The sequence below is a fragment of the Dactylosporangium sp. CS-047395 genome (assembly GCF_050942185.1).
Lineage (GTDB): Bacteria > Actinomycetota > Actinomycetes > Mycobacteriales > Micromonosporaceae > Dactylosporangium.
The window spans coordinates 3,026,006-3,046,793 of sequence record NZ_CP192015.1; the positions used below are offsets into that span (position 1 = coordinate 3,026,006).

Here is a 20,788-nt window from a genome sequence, read left to right on the forward strand (position 1 = left end):
CATGGATGTCGAGCTGGTCGGCCACGCCCTGTCCACGCTGCCGGAGGACGACGACCACCCGTACCGCACCGGCCCCTGGCAGCCGCAGACGAGCGAGTGGCGCGCCGACGACCTCACCGTGACCGGCGAGATCCCGGCCGACCTCGACGGCGTGTACCTGCGCAACACCGAGAACCCCGTGCATCCCGCGATCGCCGGCAAGTATCACCCGTTCGACGGCGACGGCATGATCCACGTCGTCGGATTCCGCGACGGCAAGGCGTTCTACCGCAACCGGTTCGTGCGCACCGACGGGTTCCTCGCCGAGCAGGAGAGCAAGGAGCCGCTCTGGGCCGGCCTGGCCGAGCCCCCGGCCAGGAGCCTGCGCGACGGATGGGGTGCGCGCGGCGGGCTCAAGGACTCCTCCAGCACCGACGTCGTCGTGCACGCAGGGGTGGCCCTGACGAGCTTTTATCAATGCGGCGACTTGTACCGCCTGAATCCCCTCACCCTCGACACGCTGGGCAAGTCGACGTGGGGCGGCCGGTTCCCGTCGCAGTGGGGCGTATCCGCGCACCCGAAGAGCGACGAGCACACCGGCGAGCTGCTGTTCTTCAACTACGGCAAGGCCGCACCCTACCTGCACTACGGGGTCGTCGACGCGCAGAACCACCTGGTGCACTACATCGACGTACCGTTGCCCGGGCCGCGGCTGCCGCACGACATGGCGTACACGGAAAATTATGCGATTTTGAACGACTGCCCCCTCTTCTGGGAGCCTGAGCTGCTGGAACAGGGCGTCCATGCGGCCCGCTTCCACCCCGAGCTGCCGCTGCGGATCGGGGTCGTGCCGCGCCGCGGGACGTCGGAGCAGGTCCGCTGGTTCGAGGCCGACCCCACCTACGTGCTGCACTGGGTCAATGCCTACGAGGAGGGCGACGAGATCGTCCTGGACGGCTTCTTCCAGGACGACCCTGAGCCCCAGGACCGCGGCGACGGCTCGTACTACCAGCGCATGTTCCGCTTCCTCGCGCTCGACCGGATGCAGTCGCACCTGCACCGCTGGCGGCTCAACCTGATTACGGGACAAGTCCGCGAAGAACGGCTGCGCGACACGGTCACCGAGTTCGGCATGATCAACGGGGGGCATGGGGGGCGGCGCAACCGGTACGCGTACGCGGCCACCGGCGTCGAGGGCTGGTTCCTCTTTGACGGGGTCGTGAAGCACGACCTGCAGACCGGGCACGACGAGCGTTTCGCGTTCGGCGAGGGCGTCTTCGGCAGCGAGACCGCCATGGCCCCCCGGGTCGGTTCGACGGGCGAGGACGACGGGTACCTGATTACGATCGTGACCGACATGAACCGCAACCTCTCCGAGTGCCTCATCTTCGACGCCCAGCGGGTCGCCGACGGCCCCCTCGCACGGGTGGCGCTGCCGGAGCGGGTCTCCAGCGGTACCCACGCGACCTGGGCTTCTGGCTCTTCGATCCCGGGCTGGTCCACCGCCGACACCATGTCGGCCGCGTTGCGCATGGACGCTGCGTGACCTTGGGAGACGCGCCCACCCAGCTCGAGGCCGGTGGCCAGAACGCGGTCGCGCACGCGCTCGGCCTCATCGGCGACGAGTGGACGCTGCTCATCCTGCGCTATGCGACAGCGGGCGTGCGGCGCTACAGCGACTATCTCGAACGCCTCCCGATCTCCAACTCGGTGCTGACCAACCGGCTCTCCCGGCTGGCCGAGGCGGGGCTCATGGAGAAGGTCGCCTACCAGGACCGCCCGCCGCGCTTCGAGTACCGCCTGACCAAGCGCGGCCGCGACACCTGGCCCATCCTGCTGACCATCTGGGCCTGGGAGGCCCGCTGGGTCCCGCAGCACGAGGAGCAGCTCCCGCTCATGCGCCACACCCGCTGCGGCCAGGCGTTCCAGCCCCTCCTGCTGTGCGCCGCCTGCGGCAAGCCGGTCGAGCCGCGCGACGTGACCGGCGGCTTCGGCCCCAGCGGCACCTGGGAGCGCAGCGTCCCGGCGGCCACCACCCGCCGGCGCTCCTTCGCCGGCGGCGGCGCCAGCCCCGGCCTGTTCCCGCAGACCATGGCCCTGATCGGCAATCGCTGGTCCTCGGCCCTACTTGGCGCCGCGTTCCTGGGCGCCCACCGCTTCAAGGACTTCGAGCAACGCCTGGGCGCCCCGCCGACCATGGTCGCCGACCGCCTGCGCACCTTCTGCGACCTGGGCGTCCTCGACCCGGCGCCGGGCACCGAGCGCGCGGACTGGCTCAGCTACCACCTGACGGCCAAGGGCCGCGCCTTCTTCCCGGTCGTCATGTGCACCCTGGACTGGGGCCACCGCTGGTTCAAGTCCCCCGAGGGCCGCGCGCTGGTCTACCGCCACACCGAGTGCCGCCGCATCTTCACCCCCCGCCTGGCCTGCGACCAGTGCCGCGAGCCGCTGCGCGGCGGCACCGACGTGACCATCTCATGAGCGCTTCGGCGAAGCCCCCTTGGAGCACCGACATGACCGACTGGGCCTTACTGCGCCAGCTAGTCCTGGCCACCCCGGACATCACCGCCGACGGCCGCCTCCTGCGCGAGCACTACGGCCTGGGCGACGGCTTCGCCGACCCCGAGCTGGCGACCATCGGCATGTCCGACGACACCATGGCCCTGGCCGGCGGCTCCTACCTGGAACTGGTCGGCCCCCTGACCCCGGACGTGTCGATCGCCCGCTGGCTGGCCAAGTACGGCCAGGGCGGCTACGCGCTGTCGGTCCAGCACAGCGACCCGTTGGCCGCGCGGGACCGGGCTCTTTCGCTGGGCGTACGCGTGGTGGCGGACCAGCTCGTCATGGGCCACCCGATCGTCCAGTTCCACCCGGCGGACGTGGGCCTGCTGCTGGAGCTGGACGGCATCGAGGACCGCGACGCCTGGTTCTGGGACGGCATGGGCGTGGAACCGTCCCCGCACGCCCTGATCGACGACGTGGTGTCGGTGGAGGTGCCGGCCCGCGACCCGGAGGCCACGGTCAAGCAGTGGTCGCAGATCCTCGGCTACGACGCGGCCGCCTCCGACACCGTCGACCTGGGCGGCCGGCTGGTCACCTTCCGGCCGGCGGCCGAACTGCCACAGTGGACGGTGACGCTGCTGCGCTCGGAGCGCGGGGGGAACCTGCGCGAGGAGAGCATGCTGGGCGTACGGTTCCGCTACGCGTAGGTTGCGCGCAACGCGTGCTTCAGGAGCTTGCCGGAGGCGTTGCGGGGCAGGGCATCCATGACGTGCACGGCCACCGGGCACTTGAAGTGGGCCAAGCGTTCCCGGCACCACGGGATCAGGTCGTCGACCGGTCCGTCGGCGACCACCACCGCGATCGGTGACTCGCCCCACCGCTCCGACGGCACGCCCACCACCGCGACCTCCAGGACGTGGGGGTGGCCGGTCAGGACGCTCTCCACCTCGGCCGGGTACACGTTCTCGCCGCCGGTGACGATCATGTCTTTGATGCGGTCGTGCAGGTACAGGTAGCCGTCCTCGTCGAAGGAGCCGCCGTCACCCGTTCGGACCCAGCCGTCCACGATTGTCGCGGCCGTCGCTGCGGGGTTGCGCCAGTAGCCCTGCATGACGTGGCCGCCGCCGATCAGGACCTCGCCGCGGGAGCCCGGGGGCAGGTCCATGAGCGTCAGCGGATCCACGACGCGCAGGGAGACGCCCGGCATGGGGCGGCCCACCGAGCGCAGGCGGCGTTCCTTCCACGGTTCGTCCGGCAGGTGGTCGTCCGGCCACAGCACCGTGACGCCGCCGGTGGATTCGGTCAGGCCGTACGACTGGAGGAACTTGCAGCCGAAGACCTCGGTCGCGGCCTGGATCACCGGCAGCGGGATCGGCATCGCGCCGTAGACCAGGTAGCGCAACGCCGACCAGTCCGTGGAGCGGGTGCGGGGGAGGTTCAGCAGGGTCTGGAGGATGGTCGGGACCACGGCCGCATGGGAGACCCGGCGCGCGGACAACAGCTCGATGAGCTCGTCCGGATTTCCGGCCGTCTCCAGGAGCAGGGCGGCGCCGTTCAGGTTGGCCACCAGCGCCAGGCCCAGGCCCGAGATGTGGAAGTACGGGATGGGAGCCATCGCCACCGAGGACGTGGTCAGGTCCATGTCGTAGTGCATCGTGGCCAGCGCCTGGCCCAGGTTGTCGCCGCTCAGCATGATGCCCTTGGGGCGGCCCGTGGTGCCCGAGGTGTAGAAGATGACCGCGGTGTCGGCCGGCCCCACCGGCACCCGCGGGTCGACCGGATCCACTGTGGACAGCCATCGCTCGTACGACGGACCGGTGCACACGGCTTGAGCGCCGGGCGGTACCAATGCGGGATCGTCGACCACGAGAACGGCCGGCGCGGCGTCGGACAGGATGGCCGCGATCTCCGGGAGGGCCAGGCGGTTGTTGATGGCGGTGGCGATCGCGCCGGCCTTCGTGGCGCCGTAGAGGACCTCGAGGAACTCCGGGGCGTTCGCGCCGATGTACGCCACCCGGTCGCCCGCCGAGACGCCCGCCGCCAGCAGGGCCTGGGCCACCCGGTTCGAGCGCTCGTTCAGGCCGCCGAACGTCGTGGTGCGGCTGGGCTCGATGACGGCGACCAGATCAGGGGTCGCGGCGGCGCGGCGGCGGATGATGTCGGCGACGTTCGTGACCCTTGTGCCGTCGGCGTGCACGGCGAAAAAGCGTCTCACGCGGACCACGCGCCGAAGACCGAGAAGCCGAGGATGCCCGGTGGGGCGGCCAGCACGTGCGGGATCGCGTTGATGACCGGGCCCGCCGTCACGTACTGGGCGGCCGTCGTCCGCACCCCCGGCTCGTCCGGCTCCACCAGGTTCAGGGACATGACGACCTCAGGTATGCCGTATACGTGAATCGTCCAGTGATCGCGGCCGGCATACCGTGGCAGCTCCGGGTCCATGGTCCAGATGATCGACAGCGTGAGGAACCGGCGGCCGGCCACGATGGCGTGCCAGCGCCATTCGGTCGCCACGACGGTCCCTGCGGAGATCGTGCCGGCCGCGACCGCGAGATCGGCCGCGGCCAGCTCGTGGTGGTGGTCGGACTCGATGCGGTCGAACGTCACGCCCATCCTGTCGCCCATATAGCGGAGGGTCTCCGCGTACAGTTCGCCGTAGAGCGGCCCCAGCGGCGAAGGCTCCAACGAGCCCATGCCCATCACGTTGAAGACGAAGTCCGGGTCCGGCATCGCGCTCGCGTCCAGCACCTCGTCGATCTCCACGCGGTCGAGGCGGACCGAGACCCCCGTCAAGGCGAGAGCCAGCCGCTCGCCGATGACGCCGGGGCTGACGCCGACCCCGAACAGCGTGCTGCCGCCCTCCGCGCACGCGGCGGTAAATCGGGCCGCGCGCTCCGGAGCGGGGTAATGGTGGCCCGCGGTGGTGATGACGTTCTTGCCGGAACGCAGCAGACGGCACAGGTCGTCGTCGTGCTCGCCGTAGTCGAGACGCAGGCGCGGACAATGGATGACCACGTCCGCATTCAGCGCCAGAATCTCCGAAACATCCCGGGTGGCAATGACGCCCGTCGGGGAACGCCGCGCGATCGAGCCCGCGTCGCGGCCGGCCTTGCGGTCGCCGTAGACGTACAGGCCGACCAGGTCCAGATCGGGGGAGTCGAGCACGGCCCGCAGCGTGGTCTTGCCGATGGCGCCGGTGGCCCACTGGATGACGCGGGTCCCCACGGCTACTCCCGGCCCGTCCGCAGGACCGCCTTGTGCACGAGACGACCCAGCTGACGCTCGTAGCGCACGGGGTCGCGGGCGAGCCGGGCCCGGGCGTCGACGGCCATCCAGTCGGTGTCGAACGTCAGCTCGCCCTTGGCCGCCGCCTTGAGGCCCGTGCGGGCGATGTCCCGCGGGTCCTCCTTGCGGCCGTCGACGTGCTCGGACATGCGGGTCTCGACCGAGCCGACGATGAGCGCGGTGACCTTCGTGCCCTGCGGCTCCAGCTCGGCGCGGGTGATGCCGGACAGGAACAGGGCGGCCGCCTTGGAGGGGGAGTACCCGCCCATGAACGCGGTCGGCACGATGCCCGCCACGGACAGGACGTTGATGATCTGGCCGCCGCCGTTGGCCCCCAGCACCGGTGCGAAGGCCCGGGTCATGTTCAGGGTGCCGAAGAAGTTGACCTCCATCTCGGCCCGGGCCGCGTCGGGGTCGTCGGTGACCACGAGGCGTTTGTTGGTGAACAGTCCCGCATTGTTGACGAGCAGGTTCACGTCGGGATAGCGGGCCGCAGCCGCGGCGACCTGGGAGGTGTCGGTGATGTCCAGCTCCACCGGGATCGCGCCGTCGACGGAGACGCCGTGCGGGTCGCGGCTGCCGGCGTACACCTTGGCGCCCTGTTCCAGCAGTTCCTCGACGAAGGCCTGACCGATGCCCCGGTTGCCGCCCGTGACGAGCGCGACGACGCCGCTCACCGCTGGTACACCGGATCGGCCGGGAACTTCGCGCCGTGCTGGAGCACCGCGGGGTCGGGGACGAGCATGCCGAAGATCCAGCCTTCCGTTCGCTCCATGTCGTGGTTCCACTCCCACAGCAGCCGCCGGCGGCGGATGCCCCAGCGGCCGTCGACCCGCTCGAAGACGTCGAGCATGCGCGCCACGGTGAGGGTGTCGCCGGGCTTCACCCGGGCGAACGCGGTCACGTAGCACTCGACCTCCGCCCGGTCGCCGGCGAGCTCGATGAGCACGTTGGTGACGACGTGGGTGGTGATCGCCTTGGGGTGGGTCAGGGTGCGGGCGATGCTGTCGACGTACGCGTCGGCCGGGCCGCTGTACACCCCGCCGTGCTCCTCGGTCGCGCCCGGCAGGTAGCACGCGCGCAGGGCCTCGACATCGCCGCGATCGACCGCCCGCATGTACCGGATGAGGTTCTCGGTGATTTCCTGCTTGTCCAACAGATCTTGCAGCGACACTCAGCCGACCCTTCGTTCATCGCCGCTCACGCCACGCGGCGTGCGTGGCCTTCCCACAGCCGCTCACGCCACGCGGCGTGCGTGGCCTTCCCACAGCCGCTCACGCCACGCGGCGGGAGTGGCCTTCCCACAGCGGCTCGCGCAGCACGCGCCGCAGCACCTTGCCGGAGGCGTTGCGGGGCAGCGCCTCCACGAAATGGACGGCGACCGGGCACTTGTAGTGCGCCAGCCGCTCGCGCACCCACGCGATGAGCGCGGCCTCCGAGAGCGAGCTTCCCGGCTCGCGCACGACGACGGCGATCGGCGACTCGCCCCACTGCCGCGAGGGGGCGCTGACCACCGCGACCTCGGCGACCTCGTCGTGGGCCTGCAGCGCGCGCTCGACCTCGGCCGGGTAGATGTTCTCGCCGCCGGAGACGATCATGTCCTTGGCCCGGTCGACGAGGTACAGGTACCCCTCGGCATCGAGCCGCCCGACGTCGCCGGTGCGCATCCAGCCGTCGGCGAGCAGCGTGTGCGCGGTCTCCTCCGGGCGCTGCCAGTAGCCGGCCATCACCTGGGCCGAGCGGATCAGCACCTCGCCCGGCTCGCCGGTCGGCAGGTCATCGAGGGTCACCGGGTCGACGATGCGCAGTTCGCTGCCCGGGTCCGGCTTGCCGCACGAGCGCAGCAGGCCCGGCTCGTCGCGGGCCCGGTCGTGGTCCTCCGGGCTCAGGAACGTGGCGCCGCCGGAGACCTCGGTCAGGCCGTACGACTGCTCCATCGCCGCCCCGAGCCGCTTGGTCGCCTCGACGAGCACCTGGGCCGAGATCGGCGCGGAGCCGTAGAGGATCAGGCGCAGGCTGCTCAGGTCGGCCTCGTCCAGCCCGGGGCTGCGCAGCACCACGTCGATCAGCACCGGTACGAGCACCGCCACCCGCACCCGCTCGCCCGCGATCATGCCGAGCAGGGCCTGCGGGGCGGCGTCGCGGACCTGGGCGAGGATCGCGCCCTGGCGCAGGCTGTGCACGGCCCACGCGAAGCCGAGGACGTGGAAGTACGGCGAGACGTTCAGCGAGGCGTCGCCCGGGTCGAGCTGCCAGCGGCCGCGGGCCACGTCCAGCATCGAGTGCAGGTTGCGGTTGCGGATCATGACGCCCTTGGGCAGGCCGGTGGTGCCCGAGGAGTACAGCAGGACGGCCAGCTCGTCCGGCCCGGTCACGATCCCGGGGTCGGTCTCGGGCTGCGCCTCCAGCCACGCCTCGTAGTCGCCGTCGAGGGTGATCATCGCCCCCGCGAACGCAACGAGTGAAGCCTGCGCGGGCTCGGCGAAGAGCACGACCGCGCCGGAGTCGGACAAGATCGCCGCGAGCTCGGGCCCGGCCAGGCGGAAATTCAGCGGAACCGGTACGGCGCCCGCCTTCGAGATCCCCGCGACGATGTCGAGCACATCGGTGCGATTGAGCCCCGCGTACGCCACCCGGTCCCCGCGCTGCACGCCCAACGCGAGCAGTCCGGCGGCGACCTTGCTGGAGCGCCGGTCGATCTCGGCGAAGATGGCGGCCCGGCCCTGTCCGGAGACGGCGGGAGCGTCGGGCCGCGCCCTCGCAGCCTCGCGCACGACCTCGGCGATGGAGAACATCGTTGACCTCCAAACAACCCGTACGGGTGCTCACAAGCTACAACTACAAGAGTGACTTGCACAGGGGGATGGTCCCGAAATATTTCTGGGCCGTTACGCCAGGGCACCTACCAGCCCACTGTCCGAGGACCATTGACGGGTTACTCCGACTGTTGTAGTAACAGCAGTAGCACTGCCAATTGAAGTATGCGGCCTCGGAGCGGAGGTGCCGGTGTCGGTTGCGGCGCTGGACGTGCGCGACGTTCGAATCCATTTCGGCGGTGTCACCGCCCTCGACGGCATCAGCCTGACCGTCGCCCCCGGCGAGATCTGCGGCCTGATCGGGCCGAACGGGGCCGGCAAGACGACGCTGTTCAACTGCATCACGCGGATCTACCAGCCCGATGCGGGCACGATCCGGTTCGGCGACGCCGACCTGCTCGCCGTGCCCCGGCACCGCATCGTGCGGCACGGCATCGCCCGCACGTTCCAGAACCTGGCGCTGTTCGGCTCGCTGAGCGTCCTGGAGAACACGGTCGCCGGCGCCCACGTCCGCCGCGGGCGGCACCGCACGCTGCGCGCCGAGGCCTACGGCATCCTGGCCGCGCTCGACCTCACCGACGTCGCCCACCACCCGGCCCAGGGCCTGCCGTTCGGCACCCTCAAGCGGGTCGAGCTGGCCCGGGCCCTCGCTGCGCGGCCGAAGCTGCTGCTGCTCGACGAGCCGGCGGGCGGCCTGACCCACGCCGAGGTGCGCGACCTGGGCGAGCTGATCCGGCGGATTCGCGACCGGTACGAGCTCTCGGCGCTGCTCGTCGAGCACCACATGGGCCTGGTGATGGGCATCTGCGACCACGTCGTCGCGATGGACTCCGGCTGCAAGATAGCCGACGGCAGCCCCGCGGACGTCCAGCGCGACGACACCGTGGCCGCCGCCTACCTGGGCCGGGCCGCATGAGCGACCTGCTGCGCGTCGAGGGACTCGTCGCCGGGTACGGCCAGGCGCAGGTGCTGCACGGCGTCGACCTCACCGTCGGGCCGGGTGAGGTCGTCGTCGTGCTCGGCGCGAACGGGGCCGGCAAGACCACGCTCATGCGGGCCATCGCCGGCCTCCTGCCCAGCCGCGGCACGATCGCCTTCGACGGGCACCCGATCGCCAGGCGCCGCACCGGCATGAGCCTCGTGCCGCAGGGCCGCGGCACGTTCACCGCCCTCACCGTGCACGAGAACCTGCGCGTCGGTGCGGCCACCCGAAGCGGGGACAAGGCCGGAATTGCGGCCGACATCGAGCATTGGTTCGAGGTCTTCCCGGTGCTCAAGGCCCGCACCAGGCAGGTCGCCGGGACGCTCTCGGGCGGCGAGCAGCAGATGCTGGCCGTGGCCCGCGCCCTCATGAGCCGGCCGCGACTGCTGCTGTGCGACGAGATCAGCCTGGGCCTCGCCCCGAAGATCGTGGCCGAGCTGTTCGCGACCTTGAAGAACGTCAATGCCGCCGACGGTACCGCCCTGCTGCTGGTCGAGCAGAACGCCGAGCTCGCCCTGGACCTGGCGGCCCGCGCGTACCTGCTGGAGGTCGGACGGGTCGCCGGGCACGGCCCCGCCGCCGAGTTCCGCGACAACGACGCGGTCCGCCGCGCCTACCTGGGCTACTAGGGGAGGAACACCGTGGCGCTCCTGCTCGACCGGCTCTTCGACGGCATCACGAACGGCTGCGTGTACGCCATCATGGCCCTCGCCCTCGTGATCGTCTTCCGGGGCTCGGGGACCATCAACTTCGCCCAGGGCGAGCTGGCCCTGTTCACCACCTACATCGCCTGGTGGCTCAGCACGCTCGGGGCGCCGATCTGGGCCGGGCTCATCGTGGCGACCGTCGTCGGGCTGGTGCTCGGGGCGGGCATCGAGCGCACGCTGATCCGCCCGGTCCGCCGCCGCAACGACATGGCGGTCCTCATCGTCTGCCTGGGCCTGTTCACGGCATTGAACGCGCTCGCGGGCCTCATCTGGAACTCCGAGACCAAGGTGATGCCCAGCGTCTTCCCCAACGGGCTCGACGACTACCTGAGCATCGGTGGCGCCCGGCTGTACTTCGACGGACTCGGCGTCTGGCTCGTCGTCCTCGTCGTGGTGGGCCTGATGTTCCTGCTGTTCAACCGGACCACGCTCGGCCTGCACATGCGGGCCGTGGCCGGCAACCCGGAATCGGCCGCCCTCAGCGGCGTGAAGACGGGCAGGGTCCTCATGTTCGGCTGGGGCGTCTCGGGCGCCGTCGGGGCCGTCGCCGGCGTGCTCGTCACCCCGCTCTCGCCGCAGCAACTGGGCCTGCAGACGATGTTCCCGATCCTCATCTACGCCTCGGCCGCGGCCCTGTTCGGCGGCCTCGACAGCCCGATCGGCGCGGTCGTCGGCGGCCTCGTCCTCGGCGTCCTGCAGCAGCTGATCATGGGCTACGTCGGCTTCATCGGCGACACCCTGCCGCAGACCGCGGCCCTGACCATCATCGTCGCCGTGCTCGTGCTGCGCCCCAACGGCCTGTTCGGCACCAAACAGCTGGAGCGCGTGTGATGCGACCGCCGATCGTGCTCACCCGCGGCTCCTGGCCGCACCGGGCCGCCATGCTGGTGCTGGCCGCGCTCGCGATCCTCGCGCTGCTGTGGGCCTCCGGGCTCGCCCAGTTTCCGGGTCTCCCAGCTGACGAGCGTGTTCATCTACGCGATCGCGATCAGCGGGCTGAACCTGGCCACCGGGTACACCGGCCTCCTGTCGATCGGCCACAGCGCCTTCTTCGGCCTGGGTGCCTACACGACCGGAATCCTCGTCATGCGGTACAACCTGGATCCGCTCTCCACGATCGTGCCCGCGATGCTGCTGTGCTTCGTCGTCGGCTTCGTCGTCGGCCTGCCCGCGCTGCGCATCCGCGGCCTGTATCTCGCACTGGTGACCCTGGCCGTCGGCGTCGCCTTCCCCGAACTGGTGCGCCGGTTCGAGGGGCTCACCGGCGGCGCCCGTGGCCTGGTCATCCGGCGCCGCCTGCTCAACCCGCCGCCGTGGAGCGGTTTCAGCGCCGGCGAGCGCGCCGAGTGGCTGTTCTGGCTCTCGGCCGTTGTTCTCGCCGCGGTCCTGCTGTTCGTGCACGTGCTGATGCGCAGCCGCGCGGGCCTGGCGATGGTCGCCACCCGCGACAACGAGATCGCGGCGGCCGCCTCCGGCGTGCGCGTCGCCACCGTCAAGACGACCGTCTTCGGCCTCTCCGGCGCCGTCACCGGGCTCGCCGGATGCCTCTTCGCGATGTACCTCGCCGCCCTCTCCCCGGACGGCTCCTTCACCCTCCTCAAGTCCATCGAGTTCATCACCGGCCTGGTGATCGGCGGCGCCGCGACCCGCCTGGGCCCGCTCGTCGGGGCCTTCGCCGTCGTCTACATCCCCTACCTGACCGCCAACCTCAACCCCGCGAACGTCAGCCAGGGCCAGCTGTCCGGCGTCCTCTTCGGCGTCGTGCTGATCCTGATCATCTTCCTCATGCCCGACGGCATCGTCGGCGGGCTGAGCCGGCTTCCCAAGCTGCTGCTTGTCCAGGAGGAGCACCATGAAGCGCCCATTACGTCTGATAGCCGCCGCGACGAGCGCGACCTTACTGCTGGCGGCGTGCAGTAACGCCAACTCCGGTGACGAACCGGAGACCGCCGCCAGCGCGGGATCGACCGCGGCCAGTGCCTGGAAGGCCCCGACGCAGGACTGCGACGACCCCGCCGCCGCCACCAAGGAGATCAGCGGCACGCTCAAGGTCGGCTGGTCCGCCGCGCTCTCCGGCCCGCTCGCCGGTGCGGTCGGCGCGGTGCTGCAGGGCATGAAGGACCGCTTCGCCGTGGAGAACGCGGCCGGCGGCGTCAACGGCGTCAAGCTCGAGGTCGTCTCCCGCGACGACGCGTTCGACCCGGCCAAGGCCAAGGCCAACGTCGGGCAGCTCATCCAGTCCGACAAGGTCGACGTGCTCGACGTCTTCGGCTCCGGCCAGCTCGACGCGGTCGCCGACGACCAGAACGCGGCCTGCGTCCCGCTGCTGTTCGCCCAGTCCGGCGTGCCGACGTTCCGCGACGTCAAGAACTTCCCGTGGACCACGCAGTACCTCCCGAGCGCCGACGTCGAGACCGCGTTCGACGTGGAGCTGCTGAAGAAGAAGTACCCGAACGGCGCCAAGGTCGCGATCGCGGCGAACCAGACCGAGTCGGGCAAGGGCCTCGCCGACGGGTTCAAGAAGGCGCTGCAGGGCACCAACTTCGAGCTCGTCAAGGAGGTCTCGCTCGCCGACCCGGCGGCGGCCGCCACCACGCTGAGCGCGAGCGGCGCCCAGGTGCTCTTCGACGCCGGCGTCACCACCGACTGCCCGGCGCTGTCGACCGCGGTCGGGCGCAGCGGCTGGAAGCCCGAGACGTTCATCCAGCCGTCCAACTGCGTCGACGGCAACACGCTGTACAAGCCGGCCGGGGCCGCCGCCGACGGGCAGCTCGTCCCGGTGTGGCTGAAGAACCCGGCCAGCGACCTGTACGCGTCCGACGCCGGCATGACCGACTACCTCGCCAAGCTCAAGGCCCAGGGCAACCCGGCGCCGACCAACAGCTACACGGTCAACGGCTGGGTCATCGGCGACCTCATGATCGACGTGTTCAAGAAGGCCGCGGCCTCTCCCTCCAAGCTGTCCCACGCGGGCATCATGGAGGCGGCGCGCACGCAGGAGTACCAGCCGCCGATGTTCATCGACGGCATCAAGTGGAAGATGGCCCCGACGGCGCCGCTGGGCATCCTCGCGTTCCGCCCGTTCCAGTGGGACGCGACCGCGGTGGCGTTCAAGCCCTACGGCGACGTCATCGACATCTCCAGCAAGTACATCACCAAGTAGCCAAGGGGGTTCGGGCATGCCGGGACGACAACTGCACCCGCCGGAGCGCGTGGCGGAGTACACCGCGCGCGGCTGGTGGTCGCAGGACACCATGGATGCACTGCTGCGGGCGCAGGTCGCCCGGCAACCCGACCGGCTCGCGGTCGTCGACCCGGCCAACAAGGCCGCGCTCGTCGGATCGCCACCCCGCCGCCTGACCTGGGGCGAGGTCGATGCCGAGACCGACCGCCTGGCCGCGGTGCTGCTGTCGCAAGGCGCCCAGGAGGGCGACGTGCTCGGGGTCCAGCTCCCTAACACGGTGGAGCTGGTCGTCGCCTACCTGGCGGCCTGGCGGATCGGGCTCATCGTCACGCCGTTCCCCGTGCAGTTCCGCGAGCACGAGATCGTGCCGCTGTCGAATCTGGCCGACGTCAAGTATTTCGTGACGTCTTCACGCATCGGGGACCGGGCGCACGCCGAAGAGTTCCTGGGCTACGGGATCGGCCGCGTGCTGTCCCACGGCGAGAACCTCCCCGAAGGCGTCCTGCCGCTCGACGAGCTGATGGCCGCGGCCGATCCGTCCACAGTGGACGTGTACCGGGCCGATCCGAACGACTGCGTGACGATCTGCTGGACGTCCGGCACCGAGAGCACCCCGAAGGGCGTCCCGCGCAGCCACTACGACTGGCTCGCCATCTGCTGGGCCACCGTCGAGGCGCCCCGCCTCACCGAGGACGACGTGCTGCTGAACCCGTTCCCGATGGTGAACATGGCCGGCATCAACGGCATGTTCCTGCCCTGGCTGCGGGTCGGCTGCGTCCTGGTGCAGCATCACCCGTTCGACCTTCCGACGTTTCTCCAGCAGATCACGACGGAGCGCGTGACGTACACCGTGGCGCCCCCTGCCCTTCTGACGTTGCTGCTGCAGCGCGACGAGCTGCTCGCGGCGGCCGACATCACCAGCCTGAAACAGATCGGCTCCGGCTCGGTGCCGCTGCAGCCACCGATGGTCCGCGGCTGGCAGGACCGCTACGGCATCGGGATCATCAACTTCTTCGGCTCCAACGAGGGCATCTCGCTGCTCACCGACCCGCACGACGTGCCCGACCCCGAGCAGCGGGCGCGGTTCTTCCCGCGCTACGGCGTGCCCGGCTACACGTGGAGCTCCCGGGTCACCGAGTGGACCAGCGTCCGCCTCGTCGACCCGGTCACCGGCGCGGAGGTGACCGAGCCCGGGGTGCCCGGCGAGCTGCGGCTCAAGGGCCCCACGGTGTTCGCGGGCTACCTGCACGGCGATCGCCTCGCGAGCCCGTTCGACGAGGAGGGGTACCTGCGCACCGGCGACGTGTTCGTCATCGCGGGGGACCACATGCAGTTCCTGGAGTACGTGGACCGGGCCAAGGACCTCGTCATCCGCGGCGGCATGAACATCGCCCCGGCCGAACTCGAGGGGCTCATCGCGGCCCACCCGGCGGTGGCCGACGTGGCCATCGTGGGCTACCCCGACGACGTGCTCGGCGAGCGGGTCTGCGCCGTCGTCGTGCCCCGCGACGGCGCCGAGCTCGACCTGCCCGGCCTGGTCGAGTTCCTGAAGGAGCGGCGGATCGCCTCCTACAAGCTGCCCGAACGGCTGGAGCTGCGCCAGGCCCTGCCGCGCAACCCGGTCGGCAAGGTCCTGAAGCGTTCGTTGCGAGCGGAGATCAACGCATGAGTACTGCCCTGGACGTGGCGCGGGACATGGTCGGCGCCTGGAACCGGATGGACTGGGACCGGGTCGTCGCGCTGTTCGCCGAGGACGGCGTGCTGCACAGCGTGATGCAGGAGCCGATCGTCGGCCGCCCGGCCATCGAGACCCGCATCCGGTCCCTGACCGCCGGCCTGGAGCGCATCGAGCTGCGGGTCAAGGCCATGGGCGTCATCGACGGCCGGGTCTTCATCGAGCGCGTCGACGACTTCGACATCAACGGCCGGCACGTCGAGGTGCCGGTCGTCGGCATCCTGCGAATCGGTGAAAACGGCCGCATCACGGAGTGGCTGGAGTACTACGACCGCGCCACGATGATGCGCGGCATGGGCCTCCCGGCGGACTTCAGCCACTCATGAGCATCGAGATCTCCCTCGGCCTGTGGCAGGACCGCCCGGCGGCCGAGGCCCTGGACACCGCCCGCCTCGCCGGTGAACACGGCTTCCCGGCCGTGTGGATCGGCGAGATGGCCACCTACGACGCGTTCGCCCTCGCCACCGCGGCCGGTCCGCTGCTGCCCGCCACCACCCGCCTGGTGCTCGGCCCGTTCGCGGTCACCGTCCGCGACCCGATGATGATCGCCATGGGGGCGGCCTCGGTCGCCGCCCTCACCGGCCGCCCGGTCGACGTCGCCCTGGGCACGTCGAGCACGGTCGTCGTCGAGCAGTGGCACGGCCGCTCCCGGTCCGGCTCGGCCCAGGCGCTGGACGACGCCGCCCAGTCCGTCCGGGCCCTGCTTTCAGGATCCAGGCTTCGTGGGTACCGCCTGCGCCTGCCCCCCGTTCCCGCGCAGCTCGTGGTGGCCGCGTTCGGCCCGCGCGCGGTGACGACGGCCGCCCGTCACGCCGACCGCATGGTGCTGAACCTGGTCGACCCGCCGACCGCGGGCGACCTCGTGGCGCAGCTGGAGGCGGCTTCTCCGGGCCCCCGCCCGCGCGTCGCCGCCTGGGCCCCGGCCGCCATCGGCACCTCGCTGGACGCGGCGTACGAGCAGCTGCGCCGGGGCGTCGTCGGCTACCTGGCCGCGCCGGGCTACTCCGACATGTTCGTGCGGGCGGGGTTCGGGGAGGTCGTGGCGTACGCGCGAACGGGTCCCCATCCGCGGGATCTGCTGGCCGCGATCCCCGACGAGCTGGTCGACGCCATCGGCGTGGTCGGCACCCCGGAGACGGCCGCGAAGCGGGTACAGGCATTCCTGGACAACGGCGTCGACGACGTCGTCCTGGTGCCGGCCTCGACCGACGCGGATCCCTTCGGCGCCGCGACCCTCGCCCACGCCAGGGAACTGCTGTGACCCCGGGGATGCTGCTGCTCAAAGTCGCGCGGCGGATCCCCGGCCGGGTCGCCGTGCGCGCCGGCGGAACCGAGCGCACGTACGGCGACCTGTTCGACAACGCGGCCCGGTTCGCCGGGGTCCTGTCCGCCCAGGGCCTTCAGCCCGGCGACCGGGTCGCGTTGATGATGGAGAACCGCGTCGAGGCCCTGGAGTGCTACCTGGGCTGCCTCCTGGGCGGCTTCCCGGCGGTCCACGTCAACGACCGCCTCGCGCCGCCCGAGGTGCAGTCCATTGTGGACGACGCCGGGGTGGCCGCGTTCGTCGCCTACGGCCGGTCGGTCTCCGCCCCGGTCGTCCTGGAGCCGGTCTTCGACGCCGCCCCTGTTCAGCCACGGCTCGTCCCGCCGTCCAGCCCGGCCATCATCGGCTACACGAGCGGCACCACCGGCACCCCCAAGGGCGTGGTGATCACCCAGGAGAACCTGAGCCGGATCATCCTGCACATGCCGATCCACGACGGCCTGCGCCCCGGCAGCCGCTGCGCCTTCACCGGCTCGTTCTCGTTCGTGGCCGGCATCTGGGGCGTCATGCTGCCCCACCTGTTCCTCGGCGGCGAACTCTCCTTCATGGCCGGCCTCCCCCCGGCCGAGTGGATCGACCGCATGATCCGCGAGCGCAGCACCTTCACGTACGTCCCGTCCCCGCTGGCCCCCGCCTTCACCGAGGAGGTCCGACGCCGCCCCGAGGTGCTGCGCTCGCTGACCGGCGTCCTGCACTCGGCCTCGGCCATGCGCCCCGACGTCATGCGCGACCTCGTGTCCGTGATCGGCGACCGCTTCGTCGAGACCTGGGGCATGACCGAGACCGGCGCCCCGGTGACGACGACCGTCCCGTCCGACTGGTCGGCGTCCTGCGAGGCGGACGACATCTTCGCCGCGGCCGGCCGCCCGGCCCACATCGCCGCGGTCCGCGTGGTCGACCCGGACGGCCACGACCTGCCACCCGGCGAACAGGGCGAGCTGCTGGTCTCGTCGGACACACTGTTCGCCGGCTACTTCGGCCGCCCGGAGGCCACCGCGGCCGTCCTGCGCGACGGCTGGCTGCACACCGGCGACATCGGCCGCCTCGACAAGGCCGGCTACGTCTACATCACCGACCGCCTCAAGGACATGATCGTCACCGGCGGCATGAACGTCTACCCGGCCGAGGTCGAACAGGCCCTGTCCCGCATGCCGGGCGTGGCCGAGGTCGCGGTCTTCGGCGCCCCGGACGACCACTGGGGCGAGACGGTGGTGGCGGCCGTAGTCCGCGCCCCGGGACACACCTTCGACGACAAGGCGGTCATCGCGTGGTGCCGGCGGCAGCTGGCCTCGTACAAGAAACCGACGGCGGTGCTGTTCCTGGAAGCGTTGCCGCGCAACGCCGCGCTGAAGGTCCCGAAGCCCCGCCTGCGCGAGCTGTACGCCGCCCGTCGCGCATGATGTCCACTGTGGTCGGCGAACCTGACCGGTTGGTGCTTGTGCCAGGTTGGCTGGATCAGGTTGACTGGTTGGGTCGCGAACGGTAGGCCGTGGGCCCGCTAGCGTTTTCCTAGCCGGAATGCCAGGTCCGTTCGTCTCTTCGGCCGCGGGGGCCGGGCCTGAATCATCGCCCTGAAGAATGGTTTCACCCTGATTTCATTCATCGACATGCATCGGTGATTGACCGGGTTGATGGCGTGGGTTGTACTTGGAGTATGTGGACCGGGGGGTCACCAGCGGCTCGACCGCGAAGGGAAGTCCGCAGCAGGGGGAGGCGGAACCGACGTGGATGACGTACACCTACTGGATCGTCACAAGAATTCGTATTTCGAGAGCAGCCGTCACCGCGCGGCCCTGATCGAGTCGATATCGACGGGCGCGGTGCCGCTGAAGTTCGCGTATGCCGGGTCGGCGGCATTCACCCACGACCGGTACGCGGAGACCGACAGTTACGCGGAAATGATGGCCTCGGCGGCGGCCGAATCCGACACACTGCTGCATTCCGGGCTCGCCGATCTCGACCTGAACGAGATCGCCGAGGTCGGCCCGGGGAACGGGCGGCACAGCGTCGCGTTCCTCGGTCAGCTCGCGGCCCGGGGGCGTGCGCCGCGGCGGTACCTCGCGATGGACTTCAGCCAGACGCTGCTGGGCATCGCCGAACGGCGGGTCCGCGACGGCCTGGGGCCCCGGATGCGCCTGGACACCGAGGTCTGGGACGTCGAGGAGTGCCCGACCGGGCACCTGGAGCGCTGGCGGTCGGGCGGCTCGCCGGTCGTGGTCTGCCTGCTCGGCCACACGCTGGGCAACCTGGAGGACCCGAACCAGGCGCTGCGGCACCTGGCCGGCGGTCTGCGGGCGGGGGACGTCCTGCTGGCCAGCGTGCTGCTGCGAATCCCGCCGGGGAGCGAGGATTCGACGATGACGGCGTACCGCACGGACGCCTTCCGCAGCGCCGTGCTCGAACCGCTCCTGGCCGCCGGCCTCGACCCGTCCGATCTGGACCTGCGCATCGGCTACGACGACAACGCGGTCGTCGGCGAGGCGACGCTGTGCCGGGACGCGCGCGTCGGCGGCACCGAACTCCCGCGCGGGCACCAGATCCGGTGTTTCCTGTCGCGCCGCTTCACCGGCGATGAGGTGGTCCGGCTCTTCTCCGACTCCGGCTGGTCGATCCGGGCGATCCGGGTCGACGAGACCGGCAACCACATGACAGTCGTCGCTGCCCGGAAGCAGGGGTCGCAATGTCAATGACGAGTGAGGCGCTGCACGGCGGCGCCCGGACCTGGACCAATCCCGCGACCACCCTCATCGACCACGCACGGCAGGCCTGCATCCAGCACCGGGTCTCCTTCGAGGGCACCGACCCGCTCAGCGTCCGCCTCCCCGGCGACGCCGTCGCGGAGCTGTTGCAGCAGCTCGCCGGCCGCACCCCGCGCATGGTCGAGCAGATCGTGCCGTTCGCGCCCGGTGCGCGGCGCAACGAGCCCCTCGCCGGGATGATCTGGCGTCAGCTGGCCGCGGCGCGGTGCCGGGTCATGCGGTACTACCTCGTGCCCACCGGAAGCGACGCGCTGGCCCGGGCCCGCGAGCAGGCGGGCCGGGATCTCCAGGAGAGCCTCGTCCCCGCCCTGGTCCAGGTCGGCCAGGACTGGGTCCAGGGGCCGAACGTGCCGCTCGCCGACCTTTGGCTCATCGACGACCAGGTGGTGGTGCGCCGCGAGCTCGGCGGCGGTCCGGCGTCCTGGCTGGTCAGCGGGCACGCCAAGGAGCTGGACAACGCCCGCCGCCTGCTGGGACGGCTCAAGGAGCGGGCCGACAAGGAGCTCAAGCCGGAGGCGACGGCCGGGCCCGACCTGACCGGTGACCTCCTGGAATCGGCCCAGATGCTCTACTCGCTGGCCGGCATGGCGTGCAAGGGCAGCAAGTACATCGACCCCAAGGACTGCCGCTGGTACCACGGCTCCTGGCAGTACCTGCGCCTGTTCAACATGGTCAGCAGCCCGAGCTGGCACAGCGCGTTCTACATGCGGGCGCTGCAACGCCGGTTCGCGGCCGGCGACCGCAAGGTGCTCGTCAGCGGTACCGCGGACTACACGACCCTGGCGTTCGTGCTCGCCGCCGCGCGCAACGCGCTCGGGCAGGTGCCGAAGGACCTCGAGGTGCAGGTGCTGGACCTGTGCCGGACGCCGCTGATGGCCAGCGAGTGGTACGCGAAGAAGCTCGGCCTGGCCGATCACGTGCGTTTCCTCGAGGGCGACATCACCGACCCCTGTGCCCTCAAGAAGCAGGGCGCGTCCGGGTTCCAGGTGATCGTGGCCGACGCGTTTCTGACCCGCTTCGGCTCGGAGCAGGCGCACCAGGTCGTCACCTCCTGGCACCAGCTGCTGGCCGACGGCGGGCACGTGCTGACCACGGTCCGGCTGCACCCGCGAAATGCCTATCCGCCGCCCGATACCGAGGAGCCGGCGGTCAATGATCGGTACCGCGTCACCGATCCGACGGACGATTTCGAGCTGCGGCTCCGAGAGCGTGCGGCGGGCTGGCGCGGTATGCTGCCTATCGACCTCGATGATCTTACGAACGTCGGCCGGCAGTACGCCATTCGGATGAAAAGCAATGACCTCGGTGACGTCGGGGACGTCGAAGCACTCTTCCTTCGTGAACAATTCACGGTGGAGAAGCCCGAGCGCGAACGGGTAGACGGCGAACTCGTCAGCACGCAGTATCTGCGCATTGAGGCCATCAAGGCAGAAAGCGCAAACACCCCCAGCTCCACCTGACCGCCCACTGATTCGCAGGGATACCGCGGACGCACCTCACCGCGTCATCCCCCCT

19 protein-coding genes are annotated in these 20,788 nt (G+C 70.7%); 14 read left to right on the plus strand and 5 right to left on the minus strand.

What is annotated here, in order from left to right:
• Position 1 precedes the first annotated feature (1 nt).
• Genes ACQP00_RS14150 through ACQP00_RS14160 form a run of 3 tightly spaced genes read left to right on the plus strand, consistent with a single transcriptional unit; the run spans position 2 to position 3,188 of the window.
• A complete protein-coding gene (locus ACQP00_RS14150; RefSeq protein WP_433219052.1) occupies positions 2-1,525 on the plus strand; it encodes a carotenoid oxygenase family protein in 1,524 nt (507 codons plus the stop codon).
• Positions 1,522-2,460: a winged helix-turn-helix transcriptional regulator gene (locus ACQP00_RS14155; RefSeq protein ID WP_433219054.1), complete on the plus strand. Its 939-nt coding sequence runs from the start codon at positions 1,522-1,524 to the stop codon at positions 2,458-2,460. Before ACQP00_RS14150 ends, ACQP00_RS14155 begins: the two co-directional genes overlap by 4 nt.
• 32 nt (positions 2,461-2,492) lie before the next feature.
• Entirely contained in the window at positions 2,493-3,188 is a 696-nt protein-coding gene (locus ACQP00_RS14160) for a hypothetical protein (RefSeq protein WP_433219056.1), read from the plus strand.
• Here ACQP00_RS14160 and ACQP00_RS14165 read toward each other — a convergent pair.
• From ACQP00_RS14165 to ACQP00_RS14185, 5 genes are all read right to left on the minus strand, one after another.
• A complete protein-coding gene (locus ACQP00_RS14165; protein WP_433219058.1) occupies positions 3,179-4,696 on the minus strand; it encodes an AMP-binding protein in 1,518 nt (505 codons plus the stop codon). The genes ACQP00_RS14160 and ACQP00_RS14165 overlap by 10 nt on opposite strands.
• The gene (locus ACQP00_RS14170) at positions 4,693-5,706 is read right to left on the minus strand and encodes an NAD(P)H-dependent amine dehydrogenase family protein (protein WP_433219059.1); all 1,014 of its coding nucleotides are present in this window, start codon (positions 5,704-5,706) and stop codon (positions 4,693-4,695) included. Before ACQP00_RS14170 ends, ACQP00_RS14165 begins: the two co-directional genes overlap by 4 nt.
• Before the next feature lie 2 nt (positions 5,707-5,708).
• On the minus strand, positions 5,709-6,443 hold the full coding sequence (locus ACQP00_RS14175) for an SDR family oxidoreductase (RefSeq protein WP_433219061.1): 735 nt from the start codon (positions 6,441-6,443) through the stop codon (positions 5,709-5,711).
• A complete protein-coding gene (locus ACQP00_RS14180; RefSeq protein ID WP_433219063.1) occupies positions 6,440-6,940 on the minus strand; it encodes a nuclear transport factor 2 family protein in 501 nt (166 codons plus the stop codon). The genes ACQP00_RS14175 and ACQP00_RS14180 overlap by 4 nt, the downstream gene beginning before the upstream one ends.
• 100 nt (positions 6,941-7,040) lie before the next feature.
• Positions 7,041-8,561: an AMP-binding protein gene (locus tag ACQP00_RS14185; RefSeq protein ID WP_433219065.1), complete on the minus strand. Its 1,521-nt coding sequence runs from the start codon at positions 8,559-8,561 to the stop codon at positions 7,041-7,043.
• 211 nt (positions 8,562-8,772) lie between these two features.
• Between ACQP00_RS14185 and ACQP00_RS14190 the strand changes: the two genes are divergently transcribed.
• The 11 genes from ACQP00_RS14190 to ACQP00_RS14240 all read left to right on the plus strand — a co-directional run bounded on the left by ACQP00_RS14190 (position 8,773) and on the right by ACQP00_RS14240 (position 20,733).
• Entirely contained in the window at positions 8,773-9,498 is a 726-nt protein-coding gene (locus ACQP00_RS14190; protein WP_433219067.1) for an ABC transporter ATP-binding protein, read from the plus strand.
• Positions 9,495-10,193 (plus strand): ABC transporter ATP-binding protein, encoded by a 699-nt coding sequence (locus ACQP00_RS14195; RefSeq protein WP_433219069.1) that lies wholly within the window; start codon positions 9,495-9,497, stop codon positions 10,191-10,193. Before ACQP00_RS14190 ends, ACQP00_RS14195 begins: the two co-directional genes overlap by 4 nt.
• Positions 10,194-10,205: 12 nt before the next feature.
• On the plus strand, positions 10,206-11,102 hold the full coding sequence (locus tag ACQP00_RS14200; RefSeq protein ID WP_433219071.1) for a branched-chain amino acid ABC transporter permease: 897 nt from the start codon (positions 10,206-10,208) through the stop codon (positions 11,100-11,102).
• 135 nt (positions 11,103-11,237) lie between these two features.
• Positions 11,238-12,191, plus strand: a complete 954-nt coding sequence (locus ACQP00_RS14205) for a branched-chain amino acid ABC transporter permease (protein ID WP_433219073.1) — start codon at positions 11,238-11,240, stop codon at positions 12,189-12,191.
• Complete coding sequence (locus ACQP00_RS14210) at positions 12,124-13,434, plus strand: ABC transporter substrate-binding protein (RefSeq protein ID WP_433219075.1); 1,311 nt, start codon at positions 12,124-12,126, stop codon at positions 13,432-13,434. The genes ACQP00_RS14205 and ACQP00_RS14210 overlap by 68 nt, the downstream gene beginning before the upstream one ends.
• 16 nt (positions 13,435-13,450) lie before the next feature.
• On the plus strand, positions 13,451-15,124 hold the full coding sequence (locus ACQP00_RS14215) for a class I adenylate-forming enzyme family protein (RefSeq protein WP_433219077.1): 1,674 nt from the start codon (positions 13,451-13,453) through the stop codon (positions 15,122-15,124).
• On the plus strand, positions 15,121-15,516 hold the full coding sequence (locus ACQP00_RS14220) for a nuclear transport factor 2 family protein (protein ID WP_433219079.1): 396 nt from the start codon (positions 15,121-15,123) through the stop codon (positions 15,514-15,516). Before ACQP00_RS14215 ends, ACQP00_RS14220 begins: the two co-directional genes overlap by 4 nt.
• A complete protein-coding gene (locus ACQP00_RS14225) occupies positions 15,513-16,451 on the plus strand; it encodes an LLM class F420-dependent oxidoreductase (protein WP_433219081.1) in 939 nt (312 codons plus the stop codon). Before ACQP00_RS14220 ends, ACQP00_RS14225 begins: the two co-directional genes overlap by 4 nt.
• On the plus strand, positions 16,448-17,914 hold the full coding sequence (locus ACQP00_RS14230; RefSeq protein ID WP_433219083.1) for a class I adenylate-forming enzyme family protein: 1,467 nt from the start codon (positions 16,448-16,450) through the stop codon (positions 17,912-17,914). Before ACQP00_RS14225 ends, ACQP00_RS14230 begins: the two co-directional genes overlap by 4 nt.
• Before the next feature lie 420 nt (positions 17,915-18,334).
• Positions 18,335-19,204 carry an L-histidine N(alpha)-methyltransferase gene (locus tag ACQP00_RS14235; RefSeq protein ID WP_433219085.1) on the plus strand — a complete coding sequence of 290 codons (870 nt, stop codon included), beginning with the start codon at positions 18,335-18,337 and terminating at the stop codon, positions 19,202-19,204.
• Complete coding sequence (locus tag ACQP00_RS14240; RefSeq protein ID WP_433219087.1) at positions 19,201-20,733, plus strand: hypothetical protein; 1,533 nt, start codon at positions 19,201-19,203, stop codon at positions 20,731-20,733. The genes ACQP00_RS14235 and ACQP00_RS14240 overlap by 4 nt, the downstream gene beginning before the upstream one ends.
• Positions 20,734-20,788: the final 55 nt, after the last annotated feature.